This window comes from Chromobacterium fluminis, assembly GCF_011602385.1.
Taxonomy (GTDB): Bacteria; Pseudomonadota; Gammaproteobacteria; order Burkholderiales; family Chromobacteriaceae; genus Chromobacterium; species Chromobacterium fluminis.
Genome location: NZ_JAAOMA010000003.1, coordinates 170,512 through 188,238, shown reverse-complemented (window position 1 = coordinate 188,238; position 17,727 = coordinate 170,512). Strand labels below are relative to the sequence as shown.

General features: G+C 64.1%; 9 protein-coding genes. 3 read left to right on the top strand and 6 right to left on the bottom strand.

Annotation, left to right across the window (positions count from 1 at the left end; all coding sequences use genetic code 11):
* Positions 1-54 precede the first annotated feature (54 nt).
* Entirely contained in the window at positions 55-1,716 is a 1,662-nt protein-coding gene (locus HA052_RS03685) for a ShlB/FhaC/HecB family hemolysin secretion/activation protein (RefSeq protein WP_166450814.1), read from the bottom strand.
* A gap of 409 nt (positions 1,717-2,125) precedes the next feature.
* Between HA052_RS03685 and HA052_RS03680 the strand changes: the two genes are divergently transcribed.
* The gene (locus tag HA052_RS03680) at positions 2,126-7,807 is read left to right on the top strand and encodes an alpha-2-macroglobulin family protein (protein ID WP_240937257.1); all 5,682 of its coding nucleotides are present in this window, start codon (positions 2,126-2,128) and stop codon (positions 7,805-7,807) included.
* A gap of 80 nt (positions 7,808-7,887) precedes the next feature.
* Here HA052_RS03680 and HA052_RS03675 read toward each other — a convergent pair whose 3' ends face one another.
* Entirely contained in the window at positions 7,888-8,424 is a 537-nt protein-coding gene (locus tag HA052_RS03675) for an AidA/PixA family protein (RefSeq protein WP_166450812.1), read from the bottom strand.
* Positions 8,425-8,503: 79 nt separating this feature from the next.
* Positions 8,504-9,031 carry an inclusion body family protein gene (locus HA052_RS03670; RefSeq protein WP_166450811.1) on the bottom strand — a complete coding sequence of 176 codons (528 nt, stop codon included), beginning with the start codon at positions 9,029-9,031 and terminating at the stop codon, positions 8,504-8,506.
* Between the two features lie 313 nt (positions 9,032-9,344).
* Between HA052_RS03670 and pbpC the strand changes: the two genes are divergently transcribed.
* Complete coding sequence (pbpC, locus tag HA052_RS03665; protein ID WP_346774539.1) at positions 9,345-11,534, top strand: penicillin-binding protein 1C; 2,190 nt, start codon at positions 9,345-9,347, stop codon at positions 11,532-11,534.
* A 96-nt stretch (positions 11,535-11,630) separates the two neighbouring features.
* On the opposite strand, the gene HA052_RS03660 is transcribed toward pbpC, so the two are convergent.
* The 3 genes from HA052_RS03660 to yedE form a co-directional block, all read right to left on the bottom strand.
* Positions 11,631-13,166: a DUF3472 domain-containing protein gene (locus HA052_RS03660; protein WP_166450810.1), complete on the bottom strand. Its 1,536-nt coding sequence runs from the start codon at positions 13,164-13,166 to the stop codon at positions 11,631-11,633.
* A 139-nt stretch (positions 13,167-13,305) separates the two neighbouring features.
* Positions 13,306-13,545, bottom strand: coding sequence for a sulfurtransferase-like selenium metabolism protein YedF (gene yedF, locus HA052_RS03655; protein ID WP_019100738.1), 240 nt, complete (start codon positions 13,543-13,545; stop codon positions 13,306-13,308).
* Positions 13,542-14,753 carry a selenium metabolism membrane protein YedE/FdhT gene (gene yedE, locus HA052_RS03650; RefSeq protein ID WP_166450809.1) on the bottom strand — a complete coding sequence of 404 codons (1,212 nt, stop codon included), beginning with the start codon at positions 14,751-14,753 and terminating at the stop codon, positions 13,542-13,544. The genes yedF and yedE overlap by 4 nt, the downstream gene beginning before the upstream one ends.
* Positions 14,754-15,109: 356 nt before the next feature.
* Between yedE and HA052_RS03645 the strand changes: the two genes are divergently transcribed.
* Positions 15,110-17,719 carry a type VI secretion system Vgr family protein gene (locus HA052_RS03645; protein WP_166450808.1) on the top strand — a complete coding sequence of 870 codons (2,610 nt, stop codon included), beginning with the start codon at positions 15,110-15,112 and terminating at the stop codon, positions 17,717-17,719.
* The last annotated feature ends 8 nt before the right edge of the window (positions 17,720-17,727 follow it).

Here is a 17,727-nt window from a genome sequence, read left to right as displayed (position 1 = left end):
GACAAGGACGAGGCCGTGAACGCAGAGCGTTGCCGCCGGCCCCGAATTCAAAGATCAAAATTGCAGGTTCAGGCTGAAGCCCGACGCGGCGCCGGTATGAAAGCCGGCGTGTTTCTGGATAGGCCAGCCGGTGAACATGTCGTAGGACAGACGCTTGAACAGGCTGCCGCGCATGCCGACTGCGCCGCCGGCCAGCTGCCGGCCTATCAGCTGGCTGCTTGCGGCGCCGCCGACGCGCCCCAGGTCCAGGCCCAGATACAGTTCCTGCCCGCTGGGGCCCATTGCCCAGGACAGCTCGTTGCGCCACAGCCAGCCGCGCTCGCTGGACAGGCTCAGATCACCGTCGAAGCCGCGCACGGTGTAGCGTCCGCCAATGGCGAAGCGGTCCTGCGGCACTAGCGCGCCCTTGCTCCACTGCCCGCGCCATTGGCTGTTGAGCCGCAGCTTTTGCGCGCCGATTTGCAGCGGCTGGGTATAGCTCAGATCCGCGGTCACGATGCTGGCCCGAGAGCCGCCGTTGCCCGTTTCTTCCTCCGGCGCGGGCAAGGCGCCCAGCATGCCGGTGCCGCGCCGCCAGTTGAGGCCGGCATCCAAGGTGGCGTCGCCCAGATAAGAACGCTGGTTCAGCCCCAGCTCCCAGCCGGCGGTCTGCCGATGCTGCAGGCGGATTTCCGTGTCTTCGACGAAGTTGCGCGATTTGCGCTGGTAGGCGCGCAGGCTGAGCGTGGTCTTGTGCGCCTGGCTGCGATACACCACTCGCGACAGGCTTAGCTGGCTGTTCTCGCTGTCGCCTCGGTATAGGTATTTCTCGTTGGCGCCGGCTATGGTCTGGTGGTAGCGGTAATCGTTGAGGGTCAGGCCTAGCTGCCAATAACCCAGGGGCAGCGAGTAATGCAGCGAGCGGCTTTTGGAGCCCAGCGGATCATGCTGGAACAAATCCTTGCCCTGGCTGTAATAGAACAGGTCATTGACGGTGAGCAGATTGTCCAACGACAAGGTGGCGCTGCCTTGATAACGGCCGGTAGCGTCGCTGCCGCCGTCGTCCAAACTCAAAGACAGGCGGATGGGCAAAGCCTCTTTCCAGGCGATCACCAAATCGCTTTCACCGTCGGCGCCGGCCGGCTCTATCTGAATGTCGGCATCCGCCGTCGGCACCCTCTTGAAGTTTTCCAGCGCTTGTTCGATATCGCGCAGATTGAGCACATCGCCCGGCCGCGCCGGCAGCGCGTTGAACCAGCGCGCGCGCCGCGAGGCCGGCTCGGCGAAGCGAATGGCGTGGATGCGGCCCCGAATCAGCGTCAGCGTCAGCACCCCCGGCTTCAAGTCCTGCGGCTTGACCAGCACCCGGGTGGTGACGTAGCCCTGCGCGATCAAGGCGTTCTGCACCCGCTTCATCGCCAGGTTCACCCCTTGCGCGCCCAGACAGCGGCCGGCGGCGTCGGCGGCGGCCAGCGCCCACCGGAAACGCTCGGACAGTTCACCCTCCAGCCTGAGCTCGCGGATGACGAAGCATGGAACTTCGCCAATGGGATAGTCCGCCAGCGCATCGGCCTGGCGCGGCAGGCGCACATCGGGCGCCGCCGGCTGCACTTGCTCTTGCAGTGTCCGTTCGCGTTCTTGTTGCAAAATCAGCTGTTGATCAGGGGACGGCAACTCCGCCGGCAGTTTCGCCCAGGCCGGCGCGGCCAGACAGAGCGCGCTTAGCGATGCGAGCAAGGCCCCGGTTGACCGCTTGCACAGGCAGGCCACCGGCTTTAATTGAAAGTGCGACACTTAGAATGCGTTTTTTCTTGAAAGTGGGCGATTCTATGACAAACACCACTCCAGCCCATCCGTATAACTACGTAATTTGCGGATGTGAATCTTCACGCTAGGCATTCAAAACATTTTGTTTTCATTAGAAATATCAAATAAAAATCATTATCGCCACGTCTCATCTCCCCCTCCCAGCCGGCTTGGCCGGGAAGTGAAAATCACGAAAACCTGAAATTCCTTCAAACCCGCTCCACCCATGATCAAAAGGGCCGGCCGGCGCCGGTCTTTTTTACATCTAGCGCTTACATCTCTTTCCTTGCCGCCGCTCCAGCCGCGTATAATTGCGATGGTATTTTCCGGAGCTTCGCCCATGTCTTTGCCATTCCGCCTTGCCCCCGCTCTTTTGAGTTTCGCCTGCGCCGCCGCTCTTGCCGCCGGCGTCACCACCTTCAGCCCCCAGGGCGAAGTCAAAGAAGTGCAGCAGGTGCGCGCCACCTTCAATAGCAGCATGATTCCGCTGGGCAATAGCGCCGCGCCGGCGCCGTTCGCCTGGAGCTGCGGCCTAAAAGCCAAGGGCCATTGGGTTGACGACAAGACCTGGGTGCTGGACGTGTCCGAAACCCCGGCGGCCAATACCGACTGCCGCTTCACGCCCAAATCCGGCCTCAAGGACTTGCAAGGCAAGGCCGTGGACACTGGCCTGAGCTTCCGTTTCTACACCGGCGCGCCGGTCGTGGTGGAACGCTGGCCGCGTAACGGCCGCATCGAGGAAGACCAAGCCTTCGTGCTGCAATTCAACGGTGTTGGCGTGCCGGCTTCGTCCTTGTATTGCCAATCTTCCAGCCTGCCGGAACGCATCCCGGTCCAGCCCCTGCCGGCCGGCGAACGCGCGGCACTGCTCAAGCATCTGAAGCTGGAATCGCAATCCGCCAAGGTGCTGACGCTGCGCTGCGGCCAGCGCCTGGCGCCAGACAGCAAGCTCACCCTGGCGCACCTGCGCGGCGCGGCCACGCCGGACCGGCTCAATTACCAGGTGCGGCCGCCGTTCAGCGCCAGCATGAGCTGCCTGCGTGAGAACGCTAAAGGCGCGTGCATTCCGTTCAAGCCCATTACCCTCAATTTCAGCTCGCCGGTGCCGGAAAAACTGGCGATGGCGGTGCGTCTGAGCGGCGCCGGCGCAGAACGCCCGCCCCAGGCGGAAGCGCGCGGCAAGGGCGAGCCGGTGGACAGCATCAGCTTTGCGCCGCCGTTCCCGCCCTTGGAAACGCTGACGCTGAAGCTGCCCAAGGACTTTGGCGACGAGGTGGGCCGGCCGCTGGTCAACGCGGAGCGTTTCCCGCTGGCCATCAAGCTGGCCGACTATCCCCCGCTGGCCAAATTCGCCGCCGCGCCGTTCGGCATCATAGAGTCCGGCGCGGACGCGGCGCTGCCCATCACCCTGCGCGGGGTGGAGGGCGATCTTAACATCAAATCCGTGCAATTGGGCGGCCAGGCGCTGCGGCTGAACAAAGACCAGGACATGATGGCCTGGCTGGCCAAGGTGTTGCGCTATCACGAAAGTTATCTGCCCGCCGGCAAGGACAAGACCATAGAAAGCCGGCGCCTGTCGCTGCTGGCCAAGGAACCAGCCGCTCAGCCGCTGAAGCTGCCCAGCCAGCCGGACAAGCAGGGGAAATGGCCGTTCGAAGTGGTGGGCATCCCCCTACCCAAGCCCGGCCTCTACGTGGTGGAAGTATCCTCGCGGCTGCTGGGCAAATCGCTGCTGGCCAGCTCCAAACCCATGTATGTGCGCACCGCCGCGCTGGTCACCAATATGGCGGTGCACTTCAAAAGCTCCAAGGAAAACGCCGCGGTGTGGGTGACCACGCTAGACAAGGGCAAGCCGGTGCCGGCCGCCCGCGTCAACATCTACGATTGCAAAGGCAACGCGCTGTGGTCCGGCAAAACCGACGCCAAAGGCGTGGCCGCGGTCAAATCCGTGCTGCCGGCCGGCAACTGCGACAACGAGGAGCTGTCCGGTCTGTTCATCACCGCTGCGGCCAAGGACGCCAAGGGCAACGACGACGTGTCCTTCGCGCGCTCCAGCTGGAACCGCGGCATCGAATCCTGGCGCTTCCCCTTCCCCACCCAGTGGAGCGACAGCCCCAACATCCTGGCCCACACCATCCTGGATCGCGCCCTGTTCCGCGCCGGAGAAACCGTGTCGATGAAGCACCTGCTGCGCACCCAGGTCAGCCGCGGCCTGGCCCAGCTCAAGCCCGGCCAGCTGCCTCAGCAACTGCGCATCGTCCACGACGGCAGCGGCGACGAAATCAGCCTGCCGCTAAGCTGGCGCAACGGCCGCTACGCGGAAAGCAGCTACGCGCTGCCCAAGGAAGCCAAGCTGGGCGAATACACGCTGTATCTGGAACGCAAGGGCGCGCGCGGCCCGGACGACAAGGACAAACCGTCCAACCCGGAGCTGGACGGCTATTCGCTGCGCAGCGGCGGTTTCCGGGTGGAGGAATTCCGCCTGCCCACCATGACCGGCCGCATCTCCACGGTGAAGAACGCCGGCATCGCGCCCAAGCAGCTGCCGCTCAATGTGTCCCTGTCCTGGGGCAACGGCGGCCCGGCCAAGGGCTGGCCGGTGGAAGTCAGCGCCATGCTGGCCGACGCCTATCAGCGCATCAAGGGCTATGAGGCTTACAGCTTCTCGCCGCCGCAGCGTCAGCGCGATCAGGCCGAATCCTCGCTGGACGGCAAGGTGCTGCTGGACAAGTCCGCGCTGCAACTGGACGCCAACGGCAACGGCAAGGCCACGCTGGACAAGCTGCCCAAGCTGGACCGCCGCTACGACCTGGTCACCGAGGCCGCCTACCGCGACCCCAACGGCGAAGTGCAAACCCTGACCCGCCGCATTCCGCTGTGGCCGGCCGGCCTGCAAGTGGGCATCAGCGTGGACAGCTGGATCACCGCCGGCCGCGCCTTGCAGCTCAAGGCCGTGGTGCTGGACACCGCCGGCAAGCCGCTGGCCGGCAAGAACGTCAAGATCAGCCTGCGCGAACACCGCTATCTGTCCAGCCGCAAGCGGCTGGTGGGCGGCTTCTACGCCTGGGACCACAACGAAGAGACCGACGACAAGGGCAAGGTGTGCAGCGGCAGTACCGACGGCCGCGGCCTGATGTTCTGCGAAATCAACCTCAAGGACGCCGGCGATATGGAGCTGATCGCCGAAGCCGCCGACGACAACGGCAATCTGGCGCAAAGCGCGCAATCGGTCTGGGTCAGCAAGCACGACGAGCTGTGGTTCGACGTGGACAACAACGACCGCATCGACATCCTCCCGGAAAAAATCAGCTACGCCCCCGGCGAAACCGCCCGCTTCCAGGTGCGCATGCCCTTCCGCAAAGCCACCGCCTGGCTGGCGATAGAACGCGAAGGCGTGATCGAAACCCGAGTGGTGGAGCTGGAAGGCAAAAACCCGGTGATCGAGCTCAAGATAGAACCAGGCTGGACGCCCAACGTCTACGTCTCGGTGCTGGCGGTGCGCGGCCGCGTGCGCGAAGTGCCGTGGTACTCCTTCTTCACCTGGGGCTGGAAAACCCCGAGCGAGTGGTGGGACGCTTACTGGAACGAAGGCGGCGACTATACCCCGCCCACCAGCATGGTGGACCTGTCGCGGCCGGCCTTTAAATACGGCATCGCCGAAATCCAGGTGGGCGACGCCGCCAAGCGGCTGGACGTCACCGTGAGCCCGGCGCGCAAGAGCTACGGCATCCGCGAAACCGCCGACGTGACCATCCAGGTCAAGCTGCCCGGCGGCAAGCCGGCGCCGGCCGGCACCGAAGTGGCCTTCGCCGCGGTGGACGAGGCGCTGCTGGAATTGCAGCCCAACCGCAGCTGGGAACTGATGCAGGCCATGTACCAGCGCCATAGCTACGGCGTGGAAACCGCCACCGCCCAACTGGAAGTGGTGGGCAAGCGCCATTACGGCCGCAAATCGCTGCCGCCGGGCGGCGGCGGCGGCAAGGCGCCCACCCGCGAACTGCTGGACACCCTGCTGCTGTGGCAGCCCCGCGTGGTGCTGGACGCCAACGGCAGCGCCCGCGTCAAAGTGCCGATCAACGACGCGCTAACCCGCTTCCGCCTGGTGGCGGTGGCCGATGCGGGCAATGATTTGTTCGGCACCGGCGAAGCCGGCTTCAACGTCACCCAGGACCTGCAGCTGAGCTCCGGCATCCCGCCGCTGGCGCGCGAAGGCGACCAGTTCAGTGCCGGCGTCACCGTGCGCAACGGCGGCGACAAGCCGCTCAAGGTCAAGATCCAGGCCGGCGCGCCCGGCCTGCCGGCGCTGCCGCCGCAGGAAATCAGCCTGCCGGTGGGCGAGGCGCGGCTCTTGAGCTGGCCGGTGACGGTGCCCAACGACATCAAGGAACTGAAATGGAGCTTCAGCGCCCAGCAAGTGGACGGCAAGGCCGCCGACAAGCTGGCGGTGCGCCAAGAGATAGAGCCGGCGGTGCCCATCACCGTGGAGCAGGCCACGCTGCAGCGCGTGGCGCCGGAACTGAGCATCCCCGTCGCCTTGCCGCCGGGCGCCCTGCCCGGCCGCGGCGGCATCCGCGTCAGCCTGCAAGCCAAGCTGGGCAACGAACTGCCCGGCCTGCGCCGCTGGTTCCAGGACTACCCCTATGTCTGCCTGGAACAGCGTAGCTCGGTGGCGCTGGGCCTGTCCGACGCCAAGCGTTGGGATCAATTGATGAGCGAACTGCCGCTATACCTGGATGGCAGCGGCCTGGCCGCCTACTTCCCACTGGCCGAAGGCGCGCCGGATCGCGGCAGCGACATCCTCAGCAGCTATCTGCTGGCCGCCGCCCACGAAGCCGGCGTCTCCATCCCCGAAGCCCAGCGCGCGCGGCTGCTGGACGGCCTGTCCGCCTTCGTCGAGGGGCGGCTCAAACGCGATCTGCCGCTGGGCCGCCAAGATGCCGACGCCCGCCGTCTGAGCGCGATGGAAGCGCTGGCGCGCTACGGCCGCTTCCGTCCGGCCATGCTGGACGTGCTGGATCTCAACCCGCAGAAAATGAGCACAGCCATGTTGGTGGACTGGCTGGCGCTGCTGAACCGCGCCGCCGACATCCCGCAGCGCGCCGCGCGGTTGAGCGAGACCGAGAACCTGCTACGCGCGCGGCTCACCTACCAGGGCACGCGCATGGGCTTCAGCACCGAGGCCAGCGACAACGCCTGGTGGCTGATGGGCAGCGCCGACGTCAACGCCGCCAAGCTGCTGTTGACGGTGCGCAAGCTGCCGGGCTGGCAGGCGGACATGCCGCGCCTGCTCACCGGCCTGCTGGGGCGTCAGCAAAAAGGCCATTGGGGCACCACCACCGCCAATCTGTGGGGCAGCCTGGCCGTCGCGCAATTCTCGCGTCAGTTCGAAACCACGCCGGTCAGCGGCCAGACCAGCGCCGCGCTGGGCAGCGCCAAACTGAACCTGGCTTGGCCGCAGGACGGCGTCAAGGCGCTGGGCCTGCTGCCCTGGCCCGCGGGCGGCGGCAGCCTGCAGCTCAAACACGCCGGCGGCGGCGCGCCATGGACCACGGTCCAGGCCGAGGCCGCCATCGTGCTCAAAACCCCGCGCTACGCCGGCTACAGCATTAAGAAAACGCTGAGCCCGGTCAGCCAGAAAGCCAGCGGCCAGTACCAGCCCGGCGACGTGGTCAAAGTCACGCTGGAGATCCAGGCGCAAAGCGATATGACCTGGGTGGTGGTCAACGACCCGATCCCGGCCGGCGCCACCATCCTGGGCTCCGGCCTGGGTCGGGATTCCGCGATCAACGCCAAGGCGGACAACGACGGCGACCCCGCCGATTACGTGGAGCGCCGCTTCTCCGGCTACCGCGCCTACTACGGCTACGTGCCGCGCGGCGGCCTGAAAGCCAGCTACACCATGCGTCTGAACAACCCCGGCGCCTTCAAGCTGCCGCCGACGCGGGTGGAAGCGCTGTACGCGCCGGAGGTGTTCGGGATGTCGCCAAACAGCGTGTTCCATGTAGGAAAAGGGGAAAATTAAGTCTGCGCCCCCTCTTTGGCCAAAATTAAAGAGGGGGCGGCAAGTGCGCAATACCTTATGCCCGCGCCGACAACAGCCGCTTATGGAATGACGATGGACACGCTGAGCACGCGCGTCCCTAGCCTTTCCTCATGGGAGCCGTCAGACTTGGGACGGCCGTAGAGGTGAAGCGTGATGCGGAAATCTTCTCGACCAGAATCCGTCACATCATGACTCCAGTAAAAAGACGATGCTTTTTCAGCATGGAGCCGTGCCATATTGATTTCGGAAGTGGCGGCATCCTGCTCGGGCAACAACTGCCATCTTTTGCAGAGGCATGGGGCAGCGATTGAGGTAGCGGCTTGTCCTCCGATAGGGTCAAGGGCATAGGGGATGATGTCCACCCCCTGGCTGGGGGATGCGCTCACGCCATACCAGCGTATCGTATTTCCCACCCTGGCATCGGGCAGAGACAATAGGATCCGACCATCCTGGAAACGCTCCTCAACGAGGGTATGACTGGAAAAAACCCGTACCACGCCTTCATCGGCTGCCACGGGCGAATCTTCCTGCAGACCCAAGACGTTTAGCGGCATGTCCGGTTGCAGAGCCAGGGTCAAGTCGATAACAGGATTCATGATTCATCCTTACAATAGGTAAAAGTGCCGGCAAACTGAACAGCCTGCCGGCACTTCGGGTTCAAGAAATTCCGCTATTTCAAGAAACCTGAATAACAGGATCCCAATAGAAATAACCAAGAGTCTTAACTTGATTACCGCTTACTTGCTCGGTGATATAGAACCAAACCTGATAGTTTTCAGTACCCGTATCAGTTACGTTGCACCCAAGATAATAGTTTGGAATTTGTTGCGCCGTATAATTCAGCGGGTCCACCACTTTGTCCGCATTCTGATTGGGAATGGGCACCCAAGGTCTGGACTCGGTCGGAACCGGGATGCTGGTAACCTGACTGCCGGAGAATTTTTGAATTTTGTAAGCGATAACGCTTTGGCTGACGTTTGAAGACAAAGACAGTGCGCGCCACCTGATCACATCGTCAACCTCAGCCTTCACCGCCAAATCAGCGGAAGCTTGTCCGCCTGTGACAAAACGGCTCTCCGCTACCATGTAAACGTCCAGATGGGCGATGCCGGTTGGCTGGCCAGAGTTTTGGCTTGGATTAGGGTATTTTTTGAGAATGGTTTGCGTATCGAACACCATTTCAATGTTGATGATATTGCTCATTCCTTCCTCCGTATGTAAACCATCTTAACCAGGCGAAACAAATTCACCCCAAGGTCATTTATTGATACAACAGGATCAAGAGAATAGAACCTAGTGAAAACACCTATGACAAATGCCCACCAAAGCATTTTGTTGCAATTAATAATATTTAACCAGAAAATATCAGAATCAAAATTTATCTTATAAAGTTCGCATGTGACGCATAGCCCGCTTTCATGCTATTCGCTCAGCAACAAACACGGTTTCGTACATGATGCGCCTCCCCCCTATTCGCCTGCTATTCTCTAAACATCCACGCCATGTCTGCCTTTTTGTGCACACTTCTTTAAAGAAATGGACCTGGCTGGCGGCGCTGGCTTTCAGCGCCGCCGCCGCGCCGGCGCTGGCCCAGCCCAGTTTTCAGCAGGTCAAAACGGAGTGGAGGCCATCGGATGTCGTGGTGCTGGACCGCAACGGCCAGCCCCTGCAACGGCTGCGGGTGGACAAGCAAGGCCGGCGCTTGGACTGGGTGGGCCTGGCGGACACCTCGCCGGCTTTCCGCCACGCACTGGTGGTGTCGGAAGACCGGCGTTTTTATCAGCACAGCGGCGTGGACTGGTCCGGCGTGGCCGCCGCGGCCTGGGGCAATCTGTGGAACACCCGCACCCGCGGCGCGTCCACGCTGACCATGCAGTTGGCCGGCCTGCTGGATAGCGACCTCAAGGTAGGCCGCAACGGCCGCAGCCTGTGGCAGAAGATGGGCCAGGGCTGGTCCGCCGCTTGGCTGGAAACGCATTGGAGCAAGGCGCAAATCCTGGAGGCCTATCTGAATCTGGTGGGCTTCCGCGGCGAGCTGGTAGGCCTGTCCGCGCTGTCCGCCACCTTGTTCGGCAAACTGCCGGCCGGCCTCAATCTGGAAGAATCCGCTATCGCGGTGGCGCTGATCCGCGCGCCCAACGCCGCGCCGGACAAAGTGGCCGCCCGCGCCTGCCGCATCCTGCAAGACATGCGCCGCCAGCCCAACTGCGCGGCGCTGGCGGTGCGCACCCGCCAGGCGCTGGCACAAAGCCGCGCCGCCAATCCGCTGGCCGAGCAGGACGCGCCCCACTTCGCCCAAAAGCTGCTGCTGCGCCAGCCGCTCGCAGCCGGCAGCCGCATCGGCTCCACCCTAGAGATGGGCCTGCAGCGCTACGCGGCGTCGGTGTTGCGCCGCCACCTGGCCGCGCTGGCGCAGCGCAATGTGCAGGACGGCGCGCTGGTGGTGCTGGACAACGCCAGCGGCGACATCTTGGCCTGGGTGGGCTCCAGCGGCCGCGGCCTGTCAAACGCCGCGGAAGTGGACGGCGTCACCTCGTTGCGCCAGGCCGGCTCCACGCTCAAGCCCTTCCTCTATCAGCTGGCGCTGGAGCGGCACTACCTGAGCGCCGCCTCCCTGCTGGACGACAGCCCGCTGAGCCTGCAAACCGGCGCCGGCTTGTACGCGCCGCAAAACTACGCCAAGGACTTCAAGGGCCTGGTGTCGGCGCGCACCGCGCTGGCCTCCTCCCTCAATGTGCCGGCGGTGCGCGCCATCGAAATGGTGGGCCCCAACGCGCTGCGCGACCGCCTGTACCGGCTGGGCCTGAGCAGCCTGCAACAGGACGGCGACTACTACGGCTACAGCCTGGCGCTGGGCGCCGCCGACATCCGCCTGCTGGAGCTGGCCAACGCCTACCGCACCCTGGCCAACCAGGGCCTGGCCAGCCCGACCCGCTGGACGTTGGCGGACCCCAAGCCCAAGCCGCAGCGACAGCTGGACGCCGCCAGCAGCTTCATCATCGCCGACATCCTGTCCGACCGCACCGCCCGCGCGCGCACTTTCGGCCTGGAAAGCGCGCTGTCCACCCGTTACTGGAGCGCTGTCAAAACCGGCACCAGCAAGGATATGCGCGACAACTGGGCGGTGGGCTTCTCCCGCCAGCGCACCGTGGCGGTGTGGGTGGGCAACGCCGCCGGCGAGCCGATGTGGGACGTGTCCGGCATGCACGGCGCGGCACCGGTGTGGCAGGCGGTGCTGGACCGCGCCCAGCAAGGCGCGCCGGCCTCCCTGCCGCCAGCTCCGCCGCCCGGCGTGGTGCGCCAGAACGTGCGCTACGAGGGCGATGTCGAGGCCAGCCGCCGCGAATGGTTCCTGGCCGGCACCGAACGCGCGCTGATTGTGCCTGAGCGCAGCGGCGCCACCAGCCAGACGCCGGGCATCGCCGCGCCGGTGGACGGCAGCGTCTACGCGCTGGACCCGGACATCCCGCCGGCCAACCAACGCCTGCTGCTGCGCGCGCGCGGCGTGACCCGCCCGCAATGGTGGCTCAACGGCAAACGCCTGGGCGCCGGCACCAAGCTGCCCTGGTTCCCCTGGCCCGGTCGCCACGTGCTGGAACTGCGAGACGCCAAAGGCCTGGTGGTGGAGAAAATCCGTTTCGAAGTGCGCGGCGCGGTGGCCATTCCAGACAGAAAGACCGGTAAACCTGGCGCTCGCGCCAACTAACCACGGATCATTATCTTGTCTCGCCCTTGCTCGCGAGACTTTGAACAGGGCCCGGATAGACGCGCCCCCTCGCCCTTCGACGCGGGGGCGCTACGCTCACTCCGCGGCCAGCAAGCGCCAGCGCTGATTCGCGCCGCCGTGACAGGCCCATTGAATCAGTTGCTGGCCAGCTTGGGCCGAGCTGTTGGCCACATCCACGCATTTGCCGGCCTGCGCGCCCACCAGGCTATAGCTTCCTGCGCCGTCCGCCTTCAGGCTGAAACGCTGATTGGCCTGACCGCTGCACGGCCACTGAATCAACTTGCCCCCATCCTGCTTGGAGCCGCCCTCCACGTCCAGGCATTGCCGGGAATGCGCGGCCGTCAATTGATAGCCGTCCCCGCTGGCTGCCAACTGCCATACCTGGTTCTGACCAGTCGCCGTTTGCTGAACAACCGCCGCTCCGGAGGCCGCGCTATTATCCTTGACCGTCAGCCACAAGCCGCTGCTCAAGGACTGCAAGCGGTAAGACTTGCCCAGCTGCGGCCCAACGGCGTTGCTGTCTATGACTTTGGCGGCGCGCGCGTCGCTGCGGTCCAACACGTCGGTCAGCGTCAAGCTCACCTGCAGCTTGGCCGGCGTCGTTGCTCCCGCCGGCAGTTTCAAGCTGGCCGCGCGGCGCTCGCCGGAGATTTCGCCGCCTTGGGCCAAGGTCTTGCCGCTGGCCGCGTCTCCGACGCTGAGCTGGTATTTGAACTGCGGCGCCCCATAAGGGCTGGTTTGCCAACTCACCGTCACCGTCCGCGCGGCGGCGTCGTATGCGGCGTTCAGTTGATCGATCTTGGCAGGTTCCGCTTCCGGCGCGGCAGGACGCCGGGCGGTGGAAATCAGCGGCGATTGAAACCCTGCCAGCTGCGCGCCCTGCTGCATCACAAAGCGCCCCAGCGCGGACACCGCATGCTGCTTGGCCTGCGCCGGCGTCAATTCCGTGACGGTGGGCGTGGCTCGGTTAATCGCCTGCCAGCCCTGCGCGCCGCGCGCCCAGACATCGTAGTACTCGGCGGTGCGGGTCACCTCTTTGGCCTGACCGCTCCAGTTCTCGATGAAGCTGTTGGCGGACTGGGCGGCGAAATCGACATTGGCCACCGGGAAATCAAAAGTGGCGTGGTGGGTCCAAACCCGCGTAGTCGCGTCCCGCGTCCACATGCCAAAGTAAGTGTGGCCGTTTTGCTGCCAGTTGCGCACCAGGGACGTCACCGGCTGGCCCAGCGTCCACTTGGTTTGCAGATCGAAATACTTCAGTCCCTCGCCCTCGCCCCCAAAGCGCTCCACCTTGGCGCCGGGCTTGGCGTACACCGCGCGAATGGGCACGCCATGCACCGACACCGGGTCCCAGATCGAAAAGATATAGGCCGGCGCGCCGTTGTTGTGGCTCTGAATGCCGGTGTAGCCGCCGGCCTCGCGGCCGCCGTTCCAGCCCAGGGTCTCGTAATACGTGTGCTGGTGGGTATTCAATACCTTCACCGTCATCATCAGGATGTCGGCGGAAACATTGGGGTAATTGAGATGGGCGGAACCGGTGCCGGCCAGCGCCGACGCAACGGGAATACAGGACAGGACCAAGCCGGCAACGCCGCGGCTGAATGAGTACATGGCAACACCTCTATTCAATGAAGGGAAACCAAGGCCGGCCGCATACGACAACGGCCTGCCGCCAAAACACTTGATAAGTGAGTGAACGACAGGCCGCCCGGTTCCGCCCCCACGGCGGAATGGCACTATTTACACAAGCTCAACGCTGGATCAGATAGCGTATCGTCGGACCGTCCTGCTGGATTTCCAGCACGGTGTAGCCATGATTCTTGGCATCCAGCGGGATGTTGTTGATGGACTGCGGACAATCGGTCACCACTTCCAGAATCTCTCCCGGCTGCAGCTGCGGCATCGCCTCCAGCGTGGCCACCGCAGGGTACGGGCAAGGCTCGCCCATCATGTCCAAACGGTAATTCGGGGTATAACTCTGCTTGCTCATGCCGCCTCCTTGCTGAATCTAGCCGCCTGCGCCTTATTGGCGAAGAAGCGCTTTTCCCACCACATCACCGCCAGCATCGCCAGCGCCAACATTCCGTAAGTCAACACCAGGCCGCCTTGCGGGCCAAACACCGCCAGCAGGTTCACCTTGGCGTAATCAGTCGCCACCGCCGGCGCGATATCGTCCCACCATGCCGCCAGCAAGGTGGCGCCGACGATATTGCCCAACCCCACCCACCAGTAATGCACCTGGCCCTCCACCGCGCGATACATCCAGCCGGTTTCGCAGCCGCCGGCCAGCACGATGCCGAAGCCGAACAAGACCCCGCCTATCACCGCATTGGGGCCGGCCCACAGAATCTTGGGCGGCACGCCCAGCTGCACATAGCTGTACACGCCGATCACGCTCACCGCCATGCCGGCGATGATGGCCTTGGCCATCTGGGTGCGGCCGGTCAGCCACAGATCGCGAAAGGCCGAGGTAAAGCACACCTGCGCGCGCTCGATGATCAGGCCGAAAGCCAAGCCGAACAAGGCCGCCAGCCCCAGCTTGGGCATGGAGAAGGTGCGGGCCAGCGCCCACAGCGTGAAGGCAACGAAAATCAGCATGCCCAGGCGGAAGCGACGCCGCGCCTGATCCTCGCGCTGCTGCAAGGGCTGCGGCGCGTTCACCTTCTGCAGCTTCACCGGAATGCGGAATACCGGCAGCATGGTCACGCGCGCGCCAAACCAGGACCCGGCCGCCGTGGCCAGCGCAAACAACCAGGCATGCAGGGAAAACTGCGGAATGCCGGTAAAGAAGGCCGCCAGATTGCAGCCCATGGCCAGCCGCGCGCCAAAGCCGGCGATCAAACCGCCCAACACAGCCTGCGCGATGCGGACGCGATGATGCGGCATGCGCAGCTTGACGTTGTTGGCCCACAAGGCCGCGGACAAACAGCCTGCGAACATGCCGATGATCATCATGCCGTCCACGCGGTCCAGCGGCGTGCCTTCCAGGTGGATCACCTTGAAATAACCCCAGGTTTCCGGATGAAAGCCAAACAGCTGCAAGGCGTGGCCGCCCCAACGCGTGAACTCCCCTGTCACCGCCCAGAAGGTGCCGGTAATGCCGAAATAATAAGCGGACAACACCCCAGCGGCGATCACCGCCGGCACCGGCGCCCAGAAGCGCACCAGGTATTGCGTCTTGAAATCCTGCCAAGTCATGGCTCAGACGTCTCCCAATAAAAAAACCCGCTCGCAAGCAGGGTTAAAAGCACAGGCTTGGCATTGTAAAGCAACACGCCAGCCTTTTCAGACGTGAATTGTCGCACCGGGCCGCCATCCGCGGCAAACCCTATATAGAACCGGCTCATAATCGGATACGTATAGACAGCCCTGCAACTGTTCCAATTAAAACCAAATCCCTTTGGCATCAAAGCCTTTGTGCAGGCCAGCAAAAACACATAGAATAAGCTCGCTTTTTAACAACACTATCAACAGCTATCGCGCAAGCCACGATGCCGCCGCTACGGCGCCTGAACGCTTGCTCGCAAACCTTCGCCAGATAGAGCCCTGAACCCATGGACTTAAGCACCCTGCTCGCCAGCTTCGCCTCCGCCTTCAACCAAGACCAACGCCTGCTCACCCTCAGCCTGGGCGACGGCAGCGTGGCGGCCGAGCAACTGCTGCCCTTGAGCTTGGCCGGCGAGGAAGGCGTGTCCCGGCCCTACGCCTACCAGCTGGTGTGTTTATCTCCGGACGGCGCGATCGAACTCAAGACCCTGCTCGGCCTGCCCGCCCGTATCGGTATCCTCGACGCCGCCGGCGCGGAGAGCCTGCGCTGCGGCGTGGTGTCCAAGGTGGAAAGCCTGGGCTCGGACGGCGGTTTCAGCCGCTACCAGCTGACCATCGAGCCACCGTTCGCCTTGCTGCGTCATCGCGTCAGCTCGCGGGTGTTTCAGGACCTGTCGGTGCCGGACATCGTCAAGCAGATTCTGGCCGAGCATCAGCAGGCCAACCCGGTGTTCGCGCGGGTGCAGACGCTGGACTTCAAGACCGGGCCTGCCTCACCGCGCAGCTACTGTCTGCAATACCGCGAGAGCGATTACGACTTCATCGTGCGCCTGCTGCACGAAGAGGGCTACGCCTGGCGTTTCGACCATCTGGACGGCGAGGTACCACAAGTGCGGTTGGTCGCCTTCGACGACCCCTACAGCCTGCCGCCGGCAACCGTTGAGCGCGTGCGTTTCCACCGTAGCGACGCCACCGAGGCCGAAGACGGCCTGACCGAGTGGAACGCCCAACGCCAGATCGTCCCCGGCGCGGTGGCTTTGGCCAGCTTCGACTACCAGCCGGTGCAGACCCAGCACAGCGGCGACGACAGCCGCATCGACCAGGGCCAGAACGGCAAGGCGCTGCAATCCTCCCTGCACGACTACGACCCGCAATCGCTGTACTACGCCGGCGACGCCGACCAGTTCAGCCACTACGCCCAATTGCGCCAGCAAGCGCATGACCTGAACGCCAAACAATTCAGCGGCGGCGGCTCCGTGCGCGGCCTGGCCGCCGGCCAGTGGTTTCGCCTGGACGACCACCCGGCCCACGAGGGCGACAGCAGCGAACAGCGCGAATTCGTCGTCACCCGCCAAGCTTTAAGCGCGCGCAACAACCTGCCGGCCGACCTCAAAGCGCTGGCAAAAGCGGAGGACGCGCAACCCTTCCGCGCCGACTTCGACGCCCAACGCCGCGGCGTGCCGCTGACCCCGGCCTACGCTCATACCGAACGGGCCAAACCCAAGTCTCGCGGCGTACAGACCGCCACCGTGGTCGGCCCCCAGGGCGAAGAAGTCCACACCGACCAGCACGGCCGCATCAAGGTGCAATTCCACTGGCAGCGGCCGGAAGAACACCCGAGCATAGGCGCTAACCTCGACGACAAATCCTCCTGCTGGCTGCGGGTGGTGATGCCCAGCGCCGGCGCCGGCTGGGGCCACCAATTCATCCCGCGCATCGGCCAGGAAGTGTTGGTCGACTTCATCGAAGGCGATATCGACCGCCCGGTGATCACCGGCGTGCTCTACAACGGCAGCCACCCCCCGCCGGATTTCAGCGGCGCGGGCGCCTTGCCGGCCAACAAAACCCTGTCCGGCATCAAATCCAAGGAACACCAGGGCGGCCAGTACAACGAACTGCTGTTCGACGACACCCCCGGCGAAGTCCGCGCCAAGCTATCAAGCGAACCCGGCAAAACCCAGCTTAACCAAGGCTTCCTCACCCACCCGCGCAGCAATGGCAAGGCCGAGCCGCGCGGCGACGGCTTCGAACTCAGAACCGACAACCACGGCGCCATCCGCGCCGGCCACGGCCTGCTGCTGAGCACCGAAGCGCAGAACGGCACGTCCGGCAAACAACTGGCGCGTGAACAGGCGCAAAGCCAGCTCGATGCAGCACTCAGCCTAAGTCAAAGCCTGGGCGACACCGCCAACGGCCAACAAGCCGATACCATGGAAACCGGGCCGGAAGGCATAGGCGACGACAATAAGCGGGAAGGCAAGCAGCTGATCGGCCACCTGCAGCACCAGCAAGCGGCGCTGAAAGCCTGGGAGGCGGAAACCAATACCGACAAAGAAGGTAAAACCGGCAAGGACATCTCCGGCCGCCAGCCCTTGCTCATCCTGTCCGCGCCGGCCGGCATCGCCAGCCTGAGTCAACAGAGCCACACCCTGGCCGCGGAAACCAATCTGGACCTGGTGGCGCAGCGGGACACCAACCAAACCTCCGGCCGACGCTGGGTTCACAACGTCGGCGACAAAATCAGCCTGTTTGTCACCGGCCTGCAAGACAAGATCGCGCTGAAGCTGATTGCCGCCAAGGGCAAGATCCAGATGCAGGCGCAAAGCGACACTATCGAAGTGACCGCGGACAAGGACGTCACCATCACCTCCTGCAAGGAACGCATCGTCATCACCGCCAAGGAGGAAATCCTGGTCACCGCCGGCGGCGGCTACATCCGGCTCAAGGGCGGCGATATTGAAGTGCACTGCCCCGGCACCGTGACGGTGAAAGGCGCCAGCCATAACCTCAGCGGCCCCACCAGCCTGAACGCGCCCTTGCCGGAACTCAAAGTGAAGAGTTGCGCCATGCGCGCCAGCGCCGCGGCATCCGGCGGCGATGCCGTGGTGATGCTATGAACGGAGAC